Genomic DNA, 16,081 nt, shown 5'->3' on the forward strand with positions numbered 1-16,081 from the left:
TAGCCGTCTCTGGGCCATAGCCGCCATCACCGGTTCAGGTGCCTTCATGGCCATGCTTGATTCCACCATAGCCAACCTCGCCCTGGAGACGGTCCGGACCGACCTCGACGCTTCGTTGTCCGGCGTGCAGTGGGTGGCGACCGGATACCTAATAGCGCTTGCCGTCTCGCTACCCCTGACGGGCTGGCTGGGCCGACGGTTCGGATATGGCCGCCTGTGGGCGGGCAGCGTCCTGATCTTTGTTCTGGCTTCGATCCTCTGCGCGGTTTCCCACGATCTGGCGCTGCTGATTGCGTCGCGCTGCTTGCAAGGTCTCGCTGCGGGGCTCATGGTGCCCGCCGGACAGGCGATCCTGGCCGCCACCGCGGATCGGCGCCAATTGGGTCGGCTCATGGGTGCTTTGGGTTTCGCCGTTGCGCTCGGACCAGCACTGGGACCCGCGTTCGGTGGTGTTCTGATCGATACCACCTCCTGGCGGTGGCTCTTCCTTATAAACGTCCCGGTGGGAATGGCTGCTCTGGTCGGCGCAAAGCGCCTCGTCGCGTTTGGCGAGGGGTCCTCGGAGGCCCAGATCGATACACTAGGATTCGCGCTGATTGGTCTGGGGCTCCCGCTCCTGCTTTACGGCGCTGCCGAGATGGGATCGGGCAACGTCAGCATGCTGACCGCGGCCAGTTCAGCCCTCGGTGCCAGCCTATCGGCCCTATTTGTTGTTCATTCCGTTCGCACCGATGAACCGCTGATTGATATCGGACTGCTGATGCGGACAGGTTTTTCCGCCCCGGTTATCACCGCAGGATTAACCGGCGCCGCGATGTACGGGGGATTGCTTCTCCTGCCGATCTTCTTGCAACGCAGCGTTGGACAAACGCCAACCGCGGCCGGGTTCATGCTTCTGGCAATGGGGCTCGGTTCGGCCTTCGTTCTGCCTGTCGCCGGGACGCTGACGGATCGCTTTGGACCGAAGCGTGTCTCACTGGCCGGGGGAGCGTTGCTGACCTTGACGACCGCTCCCTTTCTCGCATCAGCGCCGCTTGTTTATGGAGTCCTCGCAGTCCTACTGGTGGCACGAGGGGCGGGGCTGGCTCTCGCCCAAATGCCCGCGATTACAGCTGCATATAACGAAGTCGAGAAGACTGAAACCGGCGACGCAGCGACCTTGATCAACATTGCCCAACGCCTTGGAGGTGCAATCGGGGCAATTACGGTGGTCGCCGTCATCGAGCAGGTCGGACACTCGGCTTCGGCAACGGCCTACCGGGTCGCGTTCGGTATGCTGGTCGCCCTTGCAGCTGGCGCGCTGTTCGCGGCAACACGAATAGCGGCGTCACACCACGATCGTGATTGCTTATGATCGGAAACGTGCACCGACGGCGTTCACTACGTATTCAACGGATCTAAACAGCACGCCAAGATGTGTTCACGTCCGCTGTTATCTTTACTACTGACCTGGATTGGCGGATGTCTTGCTCGTCCAGGACTTCATCACGGGCACGGCCTTGAGGCTCCCGACGAACCGACTACAACGAGCACCGGCCGCAGACGAGCCTGCGCGGCCTCACCTCGGACGAGTTCGTAACCCGGTCCAGATCGGACCACAACGAGAACAGAATCCAGTTCTGAACGAGGGCGACATCACGGCCTTGCGAGGACGTGACCTGCCACTGAACATTCATCCAGCGGCGACTGGAGTCTCGACTGTTGATGCACCATTCGGCTCGGGCTGAGCAATCGGCGCCGTCGCAGAGCTTTCATCCGGCGGAGCGTCGGTGTCGGTCGCGGTGATGGTGGTGGCGAACTCGGCCGGGGTGGCGTAGGCCAAGGCCGAGTGAGGCCTCTCGGTATTGCAGTCGCTGACCCACTCGGCGATGGCATTCCCGGCGTGATCGAGGCCGAAGAACAGGCTCTCGTTGAGCAGCTCGCGCATCCTGCCCAATCGTACAGCGTCGCCGCGGAAAACCAGTACTCCCTTATGCGAGAACCGTTCTTCCGCTGCAGCCAGGCCACGTGTCCCGGCCCTCAGCGCCGGGACAACGCCTCAAGGGAGCCGCCTTCGCGCAACCCCCGCAAATCCGCAAGAAGCGTCGCGGGCTTTCCGACGCCGGAGGCCGCGGCGAGCCTCACGAACTTCCCCGCCACCTCGTCGGGAGACATCGGGTCCTCGGGACATCCTCGGAACGTCTCCTGCCGGCCGGTAACGGAACGGCCGTCCCGTAATCTGACCGTGACATCGGCACCCCATTTCCCGCCGCCAGGCTCGGCAGGCGAGAGGTATATGCGTCCGGCGAGCGCGGCGACCTCGCGGTCCGATATGTTGTCGCGCGCGAAGCTCAGAGGGTCGTCCGGGTCGTGGCAGGCGGCGGTGGCGAGCGCGAACGGCACGCTGTACTGCGCACCGGCGACGTCGCGCGGGCTGATGCTCGCGTGATGCGACAGGATCTTGGAGCTCACGCCGAGCTCGATCGCCTCGATGTCGGACGCCGCGAAGCCGTGCTCTCCCATCGCCTGCCGCAGGAACTGGATCGGCGCCTGCGCGGTGACGTGGCAGGCATACCGCTTGATGCAGATTCGCTCGATCTCGAAGACAGAGCCGAGCGACGCGGTTAGCCTTGCAGGGTCAGATTTCGGACAGAAGGCCTCGAGCACGCCGTACCGGCCCTCCAGCACAGCTCCGGGCCCCTCGTAGCCGCGTGCCGCGAGGTCGGCGGCCATGATGCCGCCTTGCGCGGCACGGCCCAGATGCAGGCGTTTCACCATGCCGCCTTCGCCTGATCCGGCGAAGGCGAGGAGACCGCCCGCCAACGAGCCTGCCACCCCCATCGCGTTCGCCAAAGCGGGAGCGTCGAGCCCGCGCAGCAGGCCGGCGGCCACGGCGGCGCCGAAGACACCGGTGATGCCCGGGGCGTGAAAGCCGCGGCTCTCGGCGGAATGAAGCGTGGCGTCGCCGATGCGGAACATGACCTCGCAGCCCGCCACGATGGCACGCAGCAGATCCGGGCCGCTCGCCCCGACTTCCTGCGCCACGGCGAGCGCCGGCGCCGCCACGGTGGCGCCGGGATGAACGCCCGCCCCCGGCTTGCGCAGGCTATCGAGTTCGAAGGCGTGGCAGTACGCGCCGCCGATGAGTGCCGCCTGCTCGGCGTGCAGGCCCCGCAGGTCGAGCCCGGGCAGAGAGCAGTTTCCGCTCGCGCCCGAGGCCAGCGCGTGGTCCCGCACGATCTGCGACCAGGGAAACCGGCTGCCGAGCAGAATGCAGCCCACCGTGTCGACCAGGCAAGTCTCGGCGGCTGTCCAGACCGGCTCCGGCAGGTCTGCGGCCATGAGATCACAGGCATGGCGCGCGAGCGTGGCGGCCGCGCTCTCGCCGCCTGCGCCCATTCCGATTGCCGTGCTCATCGCACGAACCGACGCTCGATGTCGAAATAGCTCTCGTAGTCCATCAGCTTCTGGATGTCGCTCATGTCGGCGACGAGGTCGGGCCGCTCCAGCATCTCGCCCGTCTCGACGCACTCCCGCATCGCGGCCAGCGCGTTCGTCATGCCACGGATCGCGGCAGCCGGCAGGAGGCGCGACAGGCTCACCCAGCGGACGCCGATCGCCTTGAGGTCCGACATCGACATCAGCGGCGTGGTGTCCCGGGTGCGCAGGCCGAAGCCCATGTTGATCCGGATGGGGATGTCGACCGCGCTAACGATCCGCTCGATGTCGTCGGGCCCGCGCACCGCGTCGGGAAAGATGACGTCGGCGCCCGCGTCCCGGTAGGCTTGTGCCCGGCGGCACGCCTCCTCGATCCCGTCGGTGGCGATCGCGTCGGTCCGCGCGATGATAAGGAAGTCGCCGGATCCTCGCGCGGAGACCGCCGCCTCGATCTTACCGACCATCTCCCGGGTCGGGATCACCCCTTTGCCCGGTATGTGTCCGCAGCGCTTCGGGATCGTCTGGTCCTCGATCGACAGCGCGTTCACGCCGGCCGCCTCGAACTCGCGGACGACATGGTGGACGGTCGCGGCGTTCCCGTAGCCGGTTTCCGCGTCGGCCGAGACCGGCACCGAGACGCTGCGCGCGATAACGCGGCAGGCGTCGACGTTGTCGCGCAGGGAGAAGATGCCGACATCGGGCACGCCCGTGCGGGCATTCGCAAGGCCGGCGCCGGTGGTCGAGACGGCCTTGAAGCCGGCGGCCTCGGCGAGGCGCGCGCTGTAGCAGTCGTAGACCCCGGGTGTGACGAGGATCGTGTCGCCGTACAGGTGGTCGCGAAGCATGCCGGCCCCTTCAGTTGCGGACGGTCTGGGTGAAGTCGTCGCTGCTGAACGGCCGGCCGAGCCCCGCCTGCATCGCCTTCTCGTAAACGCGGCCGGCGACGGCGGCGAACTGGAGCCCCTGCACGTTGCCGCGGTCGGAGAAGGTGATCTGGGCGTCGCCCGTCCGCCCGAGCGAAGGATCCTCCAGGAGATCTCCGAGCATGATGCGCCGCCCGAGAGGGATGCTGGCGAAGCGCCGTGTGCCGCCGGAGCGGCTCTTCTCGCCGCTGGCGGAGAAGGAGAGGCACTCTTCCTCGATCTTCTGCCCGCCCCACTCCGGCGCCGCAATGGCGAGGCCGAGCCTGAGCCAGCGGTCGACGCGGTCGGAGGCTTCCTGGTCGAGCCTTCCGCCGATAGCGGTGACGTGGGTGCCTGGCCGCAGGTGCCGGCCGAGCACCACCTCCTCGACCGAGTTCGTGCAGGAGCAGAGTATGTCGGCTGTCTCCATCACTTCCTCGGGACGTGCGACGGCCTCCGCGTCGAGACCCAGCGCGCGCGCCTCCTCGGCCAGCCGTTCCCGGTTCCCGACCGTCGGGCTGTAGACGCGGAACTGACGGACGGGGCTAGTTGCGGCGATGGTGCGAAGGTGGGAGCGGGCCATGCCGCCGGCGCCGAGTATCCCGAGAACGCGCGAGCCCGGCCGCGCCATCAGGCGGATGCCGATGGCGGAGTCGGCGCCCACCCGCATGTGCTGGATATGGCCGTCGTGGAGGATGGCGAGCGGGGCGCCGTTCTCGGCCGAGAAGAGAAGCACGAGCCCGCAATAGCGGCCGGGCTCGACGGCGTATTTCTCCTTGCGCGGGAGACCGTCCACCTCGCGCAAATAGGTCATATCCGACTTGATGCGCACGCAAGCGTAAGGGCCGGCGACCGCAGCGACCGTGCCGAGCTGGTAGGTCTCGCGCCCGGGACCCGGCGCCTGGAGGTCATTGCGTGGCGCCGACACGCCCTCGCCGCCCGCATAGGCACGATACGCGTTCTCGATCACGTCGACCATCTCGCGGGGGTCGAGCAGCGGCTCGATCGCCTCGTTGTCCAGAAGGAGCATTTCGGTCACCTCAGAGAAGCCATCGCGAGACCGGCACGATCGTCTCGATCCAGCCCTGGGGGTAGTGGAGCGACAGGAAGCGGGCGAGGACCCACAACAGCAGCGCCGCCGCCGCCCCGCCCGCGGCGCAGGAAAGCCACGATCGCCGCCCGAGGATGCGCAGGAAGGCCGCGATGTAGAGCGGCGAGGCGAGAAAGAAGCCGACCGCCAGAGTGAGGGCCGGCAGCGCGAGGAACCAAGCGAAGTAATAGGTCGTGGAGCCTGTCTGCCCCTCTCCCTCGCGCCGCTCCGCCTCCGCGTCGTAGAGGACGCCGGAAGTGGCCGGGCGCAGGAGCATGAAGCCGAGAATGCCGAGGCCCAGCGCCAGGGTCACGACGGCCGCCGTGACGGGGAAGACATAGGCCAGGAACCGCAGGTCCACCGTGTCGATGATCACGACCACCGCGAAGGCCAGGACGAAGAGCGTGAAGGCCAGCTGTGGCCCCTTCCGACGGCGCGACAGGACGCTGGCGGCCGCCTCGCCCAGGGCCGTCGAGGCGCGGCTGCGCCAGGCGAGATAGGCCGAGGCGAAGGCGGCGAGCAGGATCGCCAGCGCGACCGGTCGCTGCAGGATCGAGAAGCCGTAGATCTGGACCGTCCGCGAGACGGAATCTTCGAGCGACTGCGATAAGACGAAGCCGATCAGCAGCGCCGCGCGCGACCAGCCGAAGCGCTTCATGAAGACCCCGAGCAGCCCCAGCGCCGGAAGGGCGACGAGGTCGCCCCAGTCGCGCGAGGTCTGGAAGGCGGCAAAGTAGATCAGCACGATCATGAAGGGCGCGATCAGCGCGTAGGGCACCGCCGTCAGCGAGGCAATCGGCCGGGCGAGGCCGATACAGATCACTGCGCCGAAGACGTTCGCCAGCGCGATCGACCAGATGATCACGTAGACGAGGTCCACGTGCTGGTTGACCATGTTGCGCCCCGGCGTGACCCCGATGAGAACGAGGCCACCGAGCAGGAGCGCCATCGTGCCGGAGCCCGGTATGCCGAGGAAGAGCGTCGGGATCAGCGCCCCGCCCTCCTTGGCGTTGTTGGCGGATTCGGGCGCGATGACGCCGCGTATGTCGCCGTGCCCGAACTTCGACCTGTCCTTCGAGGTCTGCACCACGTGCGCATAGGCGATCCAGTCGATGACCGTGCCGCCGAGGCCCGGCAGCGCGCCGATGATCGACCCGATCGCCGAGCACCGCAGCACGAGCCACTTGTTGGCGATGACGTCCTTAAGGCCCTGGATCCAACCATGCCCCATGCTGCCGCGATCGGAGATGGCGATCCGATGGCGCAGCACGTCGAGGATCTCCGGCACCGCGAACAGGCCGAGGCCGATGATGAGCAGAGGCAGGCCGTCGGTCAGGTAGACCGACCCGAACGTCATGCGGTACTCGGCGGTGGCCACCGAAGCGCCGATCGTGCCGATCAGCAGGCCGAGGCCGCAGGAGGCAAGGCCCTTCAGCATGCTCTGGCCGGTAAGCATGCCGACGAGCGACAGAGCGAGCAGCACCAGCATCATCTGTTCCGCGAAGCCGACCGCCAGGAGCAGGGGGCGCGCGAAGACGAAGGCGAAGGTGAGGAGGAGCGCGCCGAACACGCCGCCGAGCAGGGAAGAGGCGAAGGCCGCCGAAAGGGCGCGCGCGCCCTCGCCCCGCTTGGCGAGGGGAAAGCCGTCCACCACGGTCGCCTGCGAGCCTGAGCTGCCGGGCACCCCCAGGAGGACGGAGGGAAAGGTGTCGGAGGTCGTGGTGACGGAGGTCAGGCCGATCATCATCGCGAGCGCGGCGCCCTGGTCCATGCCGTAGACGAAGGGCAGGATGAGCGCCATGCCGGAAATGCCGCCGAGCCCGGGCAGGATGCCGACGGCGAGGCCGAGGACCACGCCGAGCAGCAGATAGACGAGATGCGGCCCCAGGAGCTGTCCGAGGGCCTGCATGGCGAAGTCGAAGAGCGTGAGGTCCATCGGGCGTTCCAGGGGGCGCGGCTGGGGCGGTGGCGTTCGCCGTAACGGCGGGCGGGTGACGGGCGGAGATCCCGCCCGTCAGCCCTCCGTCTCAGTCGACGTCGTGGGTCTCCTTGAGCCAGGTCTTCAGCCACTCCCGCTGCTCGCCCTCCATCTTCGTCGCGCCGGCCAGCGTCCTCTCGGCCTGCGTGCCGACCGTTTGCGGGTAGTTGCCGAGCACGGCCTCGGCCTGCTCGGATTTCAGGCGATCGGATTCGAGCGCCTTCTTCATCGCCTCGGCATAGACATTGTAGATGTGGTCGGGTGTGCCGGGCGGCAGCGAGAACATCTTCGATCCCATGACGCGGATGTCGAACAGCGTCTTCCACACGTCGTAGGCCGTTCCCTCGAGCGGCTCGCCGTTGATTTCCTCGTAGACCTCGAGGAAGGTCGGCAGCTCCGGCGCCATCGGGTCGCGCACGATGTCGCCGTTCTCGTTCTCGAAGCCGAAGGTGAAGAGGGCGACGGCCGTGCCCTCGTCGATCATCGGCTTCACCGAGTTCGCCCAGGAGGCCATGTTGTCGTAGTTGAGCGTGAGTTCGCCGCGGTCGAAGCCCGCCTGCGCCTCCGCGTTCGAGAGGCCGAAGAGGTACTGCGGTTTGATGCCGAGGAGGTCGATCGCGAGCAGCGCCGGAAGGTCGGACGACGTCGCGTTCGCGCCGCCATAGACCGGCCGTCCTTCGCGGAGCTTCTTGATGTCGGCGATCGGATCGCCCTTGAGGCCCTGGTCCTTGCGGGCATAGACGACGAGGCCGAAGGGCGAGGTCAGGAACGGACGGAACTCGGCCAGCGGGTACTTCACCGCCGGATCCTCCAGGAGGTACTGGAAGAAAGTGCCGGTGCCGAGCGAGGCGATCATCCTCCCGTCGGGCTTGGCGGCGTTGTAGAACTCGTTGATGCCCTTCACCGATCCCGCGCCCGGTATGTTGCGGACGAGGATCTTGGGATTGCCCGGAAGGGCCTGTTCGAGCGCCGGGGCGAGCAGGCGGGCGTGGATCGTCGAGCCGCCGCCCTCCTGATACGGGACGATGAGTTGGACCTCGTCGAACGTGGTTTCCTGCGCGTGCGCCGCTCCGAGCGCCCCGAACATCGCGACGCCGACAATGCCCGCCCCGAAGAGCGCCATGCGGCGGATGGCCTTGCCTAACATCATTTCCTCCATTCTGTTTTCCCCTCGGCTGTTCTTCGCGCTGTCCTGCCCGCGCCGAAGGGGCAGGTTCGGGTCTCAGGCCGCTGCCTGCCGTGCGCTGGCCATGGCCGCGGATCGTCCCGCCAGGCGTCCAAACGTGGCCCCGGACATGAGGCCGGTGCCGCTGGCGTAGTTGTTGAAGAAGAGCCCTCCGACGATCTCGCCGGCCGCAAAGAGGCCCGGGATCGGCCGCCCGTAGAGGTCCTCCACCTGCGCCTCGAGCGACACCTTCAGGCCCCCGAAGGTGAAGGTGACGCCGGTCGTCACGTGGTAGGCGTGGAAGGGCGGGGTATCGAGCGGGTTGGCCCAGTTCGACTTGTTGATTGCGAGCCCCTCGGTGTGCCGGCCGTCGCGCACGTTCGGATCGAAGGGAATGTCGGTGCGGCAGGCCGCGTTGAACTCGCGAACGGTCCGCAGGAAGCCTTCTGGATCGACCCCTTCGAGCTGCGTCGCCAGCTCCTCGAGCGTATTCGCCTCGGCCTTGGTCACGCGCCGGATACGGTACTCGCCGCGCAGGAGGTGGGTGACCTTGTCGTCGAAGACCTGCCAGGCGTGCATGCCGGGCTGCTTCAGGATCTCGCCGCCATATTTCGCGTAGGTGTGGCTGTGGAAGTTGGCGCCCTCATCGACATAGCGCTCGCCGCGGGCGTTCACGATGATTCCGTAAGGGTAGTTGTGCTTCTGGAACTGGTCGCCGATCGTCAGGTCGCCATAGGGGGGCGCGTTCACGTCCCACGCCACCGAGTGGCAGCCCGACCAGTTGCCGAAGGGCCGCGCCCCGGCGTCGAGCGCCATGCGCAACCCGGCTCCCATGTTGAAGCGCGTGCCGCGGATCTTGGCGAGGTCCCAGCCGGGACCGAGATAGCGCGCGCGCATCTCCGGGTTCGATTCGAAACCTCCGGAGGCGAGGATCACCGCGTTCGCCGGCAATTCCACCCGGCGCCCACAGCAGTTCGCGACGACGCCGGCGACCCGGCCGTCGCTGCGGATCAGCGCCTCGGCCGGCGTCTCGTAGGCGATGGGGATGCCGCGCGCCTCGGCGGTGGCGTAGAGCGCCTTGAGGAGTTCCGGGCCGCCGCCCCAGATGTGCAGCGCCAGCCCGCCCCAGAACTTGAACTTGCCGTCGACCTTGTAGGCCTGCCGGCCGAGGCCCGGCTGCAGCTTCACGCCTTGGCCGGCGATCCATTTCGCCGTCTCGAAGCTGCTCCTCACGAGGAGCTCGCAGAGTTCGGGATCCGTGCGGTACTCGGTCAGCTCGTACATGTCGTCGAAGAACTGGTCCTCGGTGTAGGAGCCGAAATCGACGTTCTGAAGCTCCTCGTCCGACATCGAGGGGCAGATTTTCTTCAGATCCTCGACGCCGTCGAAGGCGAAGCGGAACGCGCCACCGGTATAATGCGAGTTGCCGCCCCGTTCCTCGAACGGCGCCGCCTCGAGCACCAGGACGCGCGCGCCTTCGGCGCAGGCCGACAAGGCCGCGCACATCGCCGCGTTTCCCGCGCCTACGACGATCACGTCAGCGCGGTAGTCGATGATCTCCTGAGCGTTCATTCCGGCCTTCTCGCGTCTGGTTTCGATCGGTCCTGCCGGTTCATCCGGCGAGTGCTGGTTCGGCGCCCGCCACGAGGTGGTGGAGCGCCGAGACGTCGCGCTGCTCGTCGAGCCGGAGAAGCGCGTCCGCCAGTTCCTCTGCCGCGCGGCGGCTCAGGACCTGGCAGGCGCAGTCCAGGAACTTCGCCTCGAGCGCGCCCTCCGGCAGCGGGTGGTCCCGGTCGCGGCCGAGCGGTCGGTCGACGGAGGCCGTGACGGTGTGGCCATCGGCGAGCGTCACCGTCACCTCGGCAAAGAAGTGCTCCGTCGTGTCCATGCGGGCTTCGGGATGCGGCTCCGCCGTCACGCGGGACATGATCTCGCGGATTTCCGGCGCCTGAACCGCCTCGTCGGTGAAGTCGCCGAGGCACACTTGGCCCTGGGCGAGGGCGCGGGCGAGCACGTACTGGACGCTGAACTTCCCGTCGAGGCCGGTCCGCGGGTCGGGCCGGTTCGTGTGGCGCAGGCGGCGCGGGTGGGTCCATGAGCGGATGGCGGCGACATTGCCGGGCCGCAGCCCGTGCGCCTCGCGCAGCTGCAGCAGTGCATCAATGGCCGGATGGGTGCTGGCGCAGCACGGGTGGCGCTTGAACGCGATGCCGGGCTCGACGAGATCGAGCGGAGACGACCAGTTCTCGAGCACGGCCTCCGCCCGGTAGTTGCCCGCTCCGTTATAGACTTCGAAGAATCCCTGCGGGTGCTCGAGCGCCTCGGGGCTGGCGGTGACGCCGGCCTCCGCCATGAGTGCGGCAGCGAGGCCGTTCCGCGCGCAGTGCCCGACATGGTATGGCTTCGCCATCGTGCCGAAATTTGCCTTGAGGCCGGAGGCCATCGAGGCGGCCAGAGCGAGCGCCGCCGTCGTCCGGACGGAGTCGAGTCGCATCAGATGGCACGAAGCCGCGGCGGCCCCGAAGACGCCGAGCGTGGCCGTCGGGTGCCAGCCCTTCTCGTAGTGATGGAAGTTGACCGCCCGCGCGATGCGCGTCTCCACCTCGACCCCCGCGACATAGGCCGAAAGGAGCTCGCGTCCGCTCGCCCGCCGCTCCTCGGCGAGCGCCCATAGGGCCGGCAGCACCGGCGCGCTCGGGTGGCCTCCGAGCGAGTTGCTGCAGTCGTCGAAATCGTGGGCGTGGGAGGCGACGCCGTTCATCAGCGCGGCGTTGAGCACATCGACGCGCTGCCCTAGCCCGAACAGCGTGGCAGGTCCTGGCGCGAAGGTCCGCCCGAGGGCGCTCTGCACACTCTTCGCGGCCGCGCTGGATGCGCCTGCGAGCGTCACGCCGACCGTATCGAGGCAGCCGAGGCGCGCGGCTTCCCGCGCCGGTTCGGGTGCCGTGTCGTAGCTCAGGTGGTGCAGCCGTCCAGCGACTTCAGCCAGAAGCATAATGCCTCCCCAGGGTCGACACTCTTGTCACCGCGCCTTGTGGCGGAGCAGGAGCCCTGTTGATCCTAACTGTAGACAGCGTTGGAGAAAGTGTCTACACCTTATTTCAAGGCAGTCTGTGATATCTGAGAGAACCCTCAGTTTCTAGGGGCCCAATGGGTAGCGATGGCAGGTCGCGCCCCACGCCGCGCCAAAACTGTCGACAGCTATGGGTGTTATGTCTGCAATGAACGAAACCGCCATCATCGATCTGCATGCCTCGGGATCGCGGCGCGGCCTCCTCGCCGACCGCGTAGCCGCCCACATCCGCCACCGCATCGCGGCTGGACAGCTCGCTCCGGGCGAGCGGCTGAACGAGGTTGAGATCGCCCAGGAGCTGAACATCAGCCGCGGGCCCGTGCGGGAGGCGATTAAGCAGCTTGCCTCGAGCGGCCTCGTCGTCTCGGAGCCGAACCTCGGGTCACGGGTCGTCAAGATCGACGAGGTGGGGGTCCGTCACCTCTACGAGGTTCGGGAGGCGCTGGAATCGATGAGCGCGCGGCTCGCGGCACAGCGCATGAGCGCGGCGCAGAAGGATCAACTCCTGAAGATGCTCGACGAGCACGAGGCGGCAATGGACGGCGACGGCTCCGACGCCTATCCCGCCGGGACCTCGGACTGGGATTTCCACCTGGCGGTGCTGGCCGGCGGTGGCAACGAGGTCGCCTGGCGCATCTGCGGCAGCGATCTTCGGGACATGCTGTCGCTGCTGCGGGCGCGCCATGGCCGCGCCCCCGGCCGCGGACGCCGTGCGCTGCAGGAGCACCGCTGGGTGGCGGAGGCTATCGCGGCCGGGGACGCAGACCTCGCGGGTCTGCTGATGGCGCAGCATATCAGGCACTCCTACCAGAACCTGCAGCGCCTCATCGAAAACTCGCAGGAGGAAGGAGTCGTCTCGGCATGACGGTGGAATGGCTTGAAGGACCCCCGAACACGCCCAATCGCCGCGGGAAGCGGCTTCGCGGCCTCATCGCCAGCGATCGGACCCTCGCGGTTGCCGGAGCCTACGACGGGATCTCGGCTCTACTGGCGAAGAACGCGGGGTTCGAGGCTCTCTACCTCTCCGGCGCGGCTTTGTCGGCGAGCAAGGCCCTTCCGGATCTGGGCCTCCTCACGGCCGAGGACGTGACGCGCGCAGCGCGCGACATGGTGCGCGCCTCCGACCTGCCGGTCATCGTCGACTGCGACACCGGTTTCGGCGAGGCTCTGAACGTCATGCGCGCCGTGCGCGAGCTCGAGGAAGTCGGCGTGGCCTGCATTCAGATCGAGGACCAGCAGTTCCCCAAGAAGTGCGGCCATCTGAACGACAAGCGGATCGTGCCGGCCGAGGACATGTGCCGGAAGATCGCCGCCGCCCGCCGGGCCTCGAGCGGCATGGTGATCTGCGCCCGCACGGATGCCGGCGCGGATTCGCTCGACGAGGCGATCCGCCGCGCGGGGCTGTACATGGAGGCCGGCGCCGACCTGATCTTCGTGGAGGCGCTGCGCACGGAGGAGGATATCGTGACGGTCCGGCGCGAGTGCCGGGCGCCGCTCCTCGCCAACATGACCGAGTTCGGGAGAACGCCGCAGATTTCGGTGAGCGAATGGCGCCGCTTCGGCTACGAGGTCGTGATTTTTCCCGTCTCGGCCTTCCGGGTCGCGGCGCGGGCGATGCGCGACTTCTACGTGACGCTCAACGAGAAGGGCGACGTCGCCGAGCACCTGCCGCGGATGATGAGCCGCGCCGAGCTCTACGACACCATCCAGTACTACGACTACGAGACGCTCGACGAGCAGATCGTCCGCACAGTCCTCGAGCACTAGCAGGAGAAGTCGCTCCCGATGAACGAGCACGTCAAGGTCGACAACACGCACACGCGCGCGATCGCAGACTTCGTCTCCTCGCTGACCTACGAGGCCATTCCGGACGAGGTTCGCGAGCGCTGCAAGCTCCTGATGCTCGATTCTCTCGGCTGCGCGCTCTACGGAGCCTCCCTGCCGTGGGCACGCATCCTGCAGGACACGCTGTCCGCCGTCGACACGAGCGACGGGGCGGCCGTGTGGGGAACCGGCCTGCGCCTCAGCCTGCCGCATGCGGCGCTCGTCAACGGCACGCAGATCCAGGGCTTCGAGCTCGACGACGTGCACCGCCACGGCGTCCTGCATGTCGGCGCGGTGACGCTTCCGGCCCTGATCGCCGTGGCCGAGGAGACGCGCATCTCGGGCCGCGAGTTCCTGGCGGCGGCCGTCGCGGGCTACGAGATCGGCCCGCGGGTCGGCATCTGCATGGGACAGGAACATATAGGTCAAGGTTGGCACTCCGGCGCGACCGTCGGCGTGTTCTCGGCGGCTGCTGGCGCCGCGCGCGGCCTTAGGCTCGACGCCGAGCAGACGGTCCACGCTCTCGGCATTGCCGGGACCCAGGCGGCGGGGCTGATGGCGGCGCAGTACGGAGCGATGGTGAAGCGCATGCACGCGGGCCGCTCCTCGCAGAGCGGGCTCTACGGCGCGCTTCTGGCGCGCAACGGCTTCACCGGCATCGTCGACGTGTTCGAGGCGCCCTACGGCGGCTTTTGCACGACGTTCTCGCGCTCCCAGGACCGGTTCGACCTCGCCGCCCTGAGCGCAGGACTCGGCGAGGCGTGGGAAACGATGCGGATCTCGCTCAAGTTCTATTCCTGCGTCGGCAGCAACCACACGACCCTGGACGCCGTTCGCGCGCTGCGGGCCGAGCGCCCCTTCACGCTCGACGAGCTCGACAGGATCGTCGTCCACGGCTCGCAGGTGACGGCCGACCATGTCGGCTGGCCCTACCGGCCGGAGGGGCTGACCTCGGCGCAGCTCAACCTCCCCTTCTGCGTCGCGACACTCCTTCTCGAGGACGATGTGTTCGTCGATCAGTTTAACCCCGAATGCGTCGACGATCAGGCGCGCATCGCGTTGTCGCGCAAGGTGGACGTGCGGCACGATCCCGCCATAACGGCGCTCGGCTCGCGCTTCCGCCACAAGGTGCGGGTGGAGATCCACCTGACGGACGGCAGCGTGCTGACGGACACCCGGGAGGCGCCGCGCGGCAGCGAGAAATCGTTCGCCACGGCCGACGACATCGTGGCCAAGTTCCGCAAGCTCGCGCGCCACGCCCTGCCGGGAGATCAGGCCGAGGAGCTGATCCGGGCGGTGCTGCACATCGAGGACCTCGACGACGCGTCGGACCTTGCGCGGCTCATGGCCGTTTGATCGCGGCAGGCGCGGATGAAGCGCCTCGCGCAGGGGATCCTCACCTGGGTCGCCGCGATCCTCGCCGGCTACGCCGGCAATCGCGCCGGGATACCCCTCGCCTGGGTCCTCGGGCCGCTCGTCGTGACCGCGGTCGTCGCGATGAGCGGGCTGAATGCCTTCGCGCCACTGGCCGGCCGGCGCTTCGGCCAGGTCATCATCGGGGCGGCGATCGGGCTCAACATGACCGCCGCCGCCGTGGGAAAGCTTGCGCTCTGGCTCCCGGTCATGGTGGCCACGGGCCTCGTGTCGATGCTCATCGGCGCGGCGATCAGCGTTCCGCTCGCGCGCCTGGCGCGGATCGACGGCAAGACCGCCTTCTTTGCCATGGTGCCGGGCGGGCTGTCGGAAATGGCGAATGTGGGCGCCTCGGTCGGCGCACGCAGCGACGCGATCGCGCTCTCCCAAGCGCTGCGCGTCGCACTTGCCGTGTGCCTGATGCCTCCGCTCGTGCTGGCGCTCGGCCACGACGGCGGCATCGCGAGCGTCGCTGATGCCGCCAGCCTCGATTGGCCGACGGTCGCAGGTCTCCTTTTAACTGGGCTTGTCGGCGTCCAGCTCATGCGCATGACGCCACTGAACAATCCGTGGATGCTGGGTTCGCTCGCAGCCTCGGCAATTCTCGCCGGCACGGCCGTCGTGGAGGGCCACATGCCGAGCGGCGCGCTGTGGCTCGGCCAGTTCCTTATCGGGATCGCGATCGGGGCGCGGTTCAAACGCGACATCGTCAACAAGCTCCTGCGCCTGACCTTCGCGAGCAGCGCCATGACGATCCTGTTCGGCGGGCTCCTTCTCTTGCTGGCGCTGCTCATCTCCACGCTCTCGGACCTCGACATCGCCAGCGCCGCGCTCGGCGCGTCGCCCGGCGGCTTTGCCGAGATGGCGGTGACGGCCCAGGCACTGCACCTCGACGTCGCCCTCGTCGCGGGGTTTCATTTCGTGCGGGCGGTGCTCGTCAACAGCCTCGCGACCCATTACTGGACGACGCTCGACCGGATTGGCTTCTTCCGCGCCCTCCGCCGCGCGCTGGACTTGTGAGATCGGGGCGGAAGATCGACCGGATTGACCACTGCCCTTTGCTGGACCGCCCGAGGGTGGAGTTTCCGGGCTCCGTCACGGCGATCGGCTTGCGCACCGCCGGGACTCAACAACGTGGAGCGGGGGCAACGTCGCGATTCTCCGAACGCCAAGAGCCCGCCGGGCGAGTTGCCTGGCGGGCTTGTTGGTTGGGCGTTTT

Annotated in this window: 12 protein-coding genes and 1 pseudogene; 5 read left to right on the forward strand and 8 right to left on the reverse strand. The window is 67.8% G+C overall.

The window, feature by feature from the left end; all coding sequences use genetic code 11:
* The first annotated feature begins 46 nt into the window (after positions 1-46).
* Positions 47-1,354, forward strand: a complete 1,308-nt coding sequence (locus tag ACUN0C_RS08790) for a DHA2 family efflux MFS transporter permease subunit (RefSeq protein WP_445465954.1) — start codon at positions 47-49, stop codon at positions 1,352-1,354.
* A 318-nt stretch (positions 1,355-1,672) separates the two neighbouring features.
* Here the strand turns inward: ACUN0C_RS08790 and ACUN0C_RS08795 are convergent.
* The 8 genes and pseudogenes from ACUN0C_RS08795 to ACUN0C_RS08830 form a co-directional block, all read right to left on the reverse strand.
* Positions 1,673-1,933, reverse strand: a pseudogene (locus ACUN0C_RS08795) (integrase core domain-containing protein); the annotation flags it as partial.
* 86 nt (positions 1,934-2,019) lie between these two features.
* Positions 2,020-3,396, reverse strand: coding sequence for an MmgE/PrpD family protein (locus ACUN0C_RS08800; protein ID WP_445465955.1), 1,377 nt, complete (start codon positions 3,394-3,396; stop codon positions 2,020-2,022).
* A complete protein-coding gene (locus ACUN0C_RS08805; RefSeq protein WP_445465956.1) occupies positions 3,393-4,262 on the reverse strand; it encodes an isocitrate lyase/PEP mutase family protein in 870 nt (289 codons plus the stop codon). Before ACUN0C_RS08805 ends, ACUN0C_RS08800 begins: the two co-directional genes overlap by 4 nt.
* 10 nt (positions 4,263-4,272) lie before the next feature.
* On the reverse strand, positions 4,273-5,349 hold the full coding sequence (locus ACUN0C_RS08810) for an ornithine cyclodeaminase family protein (RefSeq protein ID WP_445465957.1): 1,077 nt from the start codon (positions 5,347-5,349) through the stop codon (positions 4,273-4,275).
* A 10-nt stretch (positions 5,350-5,359) separates the two neighbouring features.
* The gene (locus ACUN0C_RS08815) at positions 5,360-7,345 is read right to left on the reverse strand and encodes a tripartite tricarboxylate transporter permease (RefSeq protein WP_445465958.1); all 1,986 of its coding nucleotides are present in this window, start codon (positions 7,343-7,345) and stop codon (positions 5,360-5,362) included.
* A 91-nt stretch (positions 7,346-7,436) separates the two neighbouring features.
* Positions 7,437-8,534, reverse strand: coding sequence for a Bug family tripartite tricarboxylate transporter substrate binding protein (locus ACUN0C_RS08820; RefSeq protein ID WP_445465959.1), 1,098 nt, complete (start codon positions 8,532-8,534; stop codon positions 7,437-7,439).
* A 75-nt stretch (positions 8,535-8,609) separates the two neighbouring features.
* The gene (tcuA, locus tag ACUN0C_RS08825) at positions 8,610-10,124 is read right to left on the reverse strand and encodes an FAD-dependent tricarballylate dehydrogenase TcuA (RefSeq protein WP_445465960.1); all 1,515 of its coding nucleotides are present in this window, start codon (positions 10,122-10,124) and stop codon (positions 8,610-8,612) included.
* A gap of 40 nt (positions 10,125-10,164) precedes the next feature.
* Positions 10,165-11,547, reverse strand: a complete 1,383-nt coding sequence (locus tag ACUN0C_RS08830) for an MmgE/PrpD family protein (protein ID WP_445465961.1) — start codon at positions 11,545-11,547, stop codon at positions 10,165-10,167.
* 226 nt (positions 11,548-11,773) lie between these two features.
* Here ACUN0C_RS08830 and ACUN0C_RS08835 point away from each other — a divergent pair, with 226 nt between their 5' ends.
* Genes ACUN0C_RS08835 through ACUN0C_RS08850 form a run of 4 tightly spaced genes read left to right on the forward strand, consistent with a single transcriptional unit; the run spans position 11,774 to position 15,882 of the window.
* Positions 11,774-12,490, forward strand: coding sequence for a GntR family transcriptional regulator (locus ACUN0C_RS08835; RefSeq protein ID WP_445465962.1), 717 nt, complete (start codon positions 11,774-11,776; stop codon positions 12,488-12,490).
* Positions 12,487-13,392 carry a methylisocitrate lyase gene (gene prpB, locus ACUN0C_RS08840; RefSeq protein WP_445465963.1) on the forward strand — a complete coding sequence of 302 codons (906 nt, stop codon included), beginning with the start codon at positions 12,487-12,489 and terminating at the stop codon, positions 13,390-13,392. Before ACUN0C_RS08835 ends, prpB begins: the two co-directional genes overlap by 4 nt.
* Before the next feature lie 18 nt (positions 13,393-13,410).
* Positions 13,411-14,805, forward strand: coding sequence for an MmgE/PrpD family protein (locus tag ACUN0C_RS08845; RefSeq protein ID WP_445465964.1), 1,395 nt, complete (start codon positions 13,411-13,413; stop codon positions 14,803-14,805).
* Positions 14,806-14,820: 15 nt separating this feature from the next.
* Positions 14,821-15,882, forward strand: coding sequence for an AbrB family transcriptional regulator (locus ACUN0C_RS08850; RefSeq protein WP_445465965.1), 1,062 nt, complete (start codon positions 14,821-14,823; stop codon positions 15,880-15,882).
* Positions 15,883-16,081: the final 199 nt, after the last annotated feature.

The organism is Faunimonas sp. B44 (assembly GCF_052655945.1).

Coding starts and splice junctions, on each gene's coding strand:
- ACUN0C_RS08790 (WP_445465954.1), top strand. CDS start 47: ATGGCCATGCTTGATTCCACCATAGCCAACCTCGCCCTGGAGACGGTC.
- ACUN0C_RS08800 (WP_445465955.1), bottom strand. CDS start 3,396: ATGAGCACGGCAATCGGAATGGGCGCAGGCGGCGAGAGCGCGGCCGCC.
- ACUN0C_RS08805 (WP_445465956.1), bottom strand. CDS start 4,262: ATGCTTCGCGACCACCTGTACGGCGACACGATCCTCGTCACACCCGGG.
- ACUN0C_RS08810 (WP_445465957.1), bottom strand. CDS start 5,349: ATGCTCCTTCTGGACAACGAGGCGATCGAGCCGCTGCTCGACCCCCGC.
- ACUN0C_RS08815 (WP_445465958.1), bottom strand. CDS start 7,345: ATGGACCTCACGCTCTTCGACTTCGCCATGCAGGCCCTCGGACAGCTC.
- ACUN0C_RS08820 (WP_445465959.1), bottom strand. CDS start 8,534: ATGTTAGGCAAGGCCATCCGCCGCATGGCGCTCTTCGGGGCGGGCATT.
- tcuA (WP_445465960.1), bottom strand. CDS start 10,124: ATGAACGCTCAGGAGATCATCGACTACCGCGCTGACGTGATCGTCGTA.
- ACUN0C_RS08830 (WP_445465961.1), bottom strand. CDS start 11,547: ATGCTTCTGGCTGAAGTCGCTGGACGGCTGCACCACCTGAGCTACGAC.
- ACUN0C_RS08835 (WP_445465962.1), top strand. CDS start 11,774: ATGAACGAAACCGCCATCATCGATCTGCATGCCTCGGGATCGCGGCGC.
- prpB (WP_445465963.1), top strand. CDS start 12,487: ATGACGGTGGAATGGCTTGAAGGACCCCCGAACACGCCCAATCGCCGC.
- ACUN0C_RS08845 (WP_445465964.1), top strand. CDS start 13,411: ATGAACGAGCACGTCAAGGTCGACAACACGCACACGCGCGCGATCGCA.
- ACUN0C_RS08850 (WP_445465965.1), top strand. CDS start 14,821: ATGAAGCGCCTCGCGCAGGGGATCCTCACCTGGGTCGCCGCGATCCTC.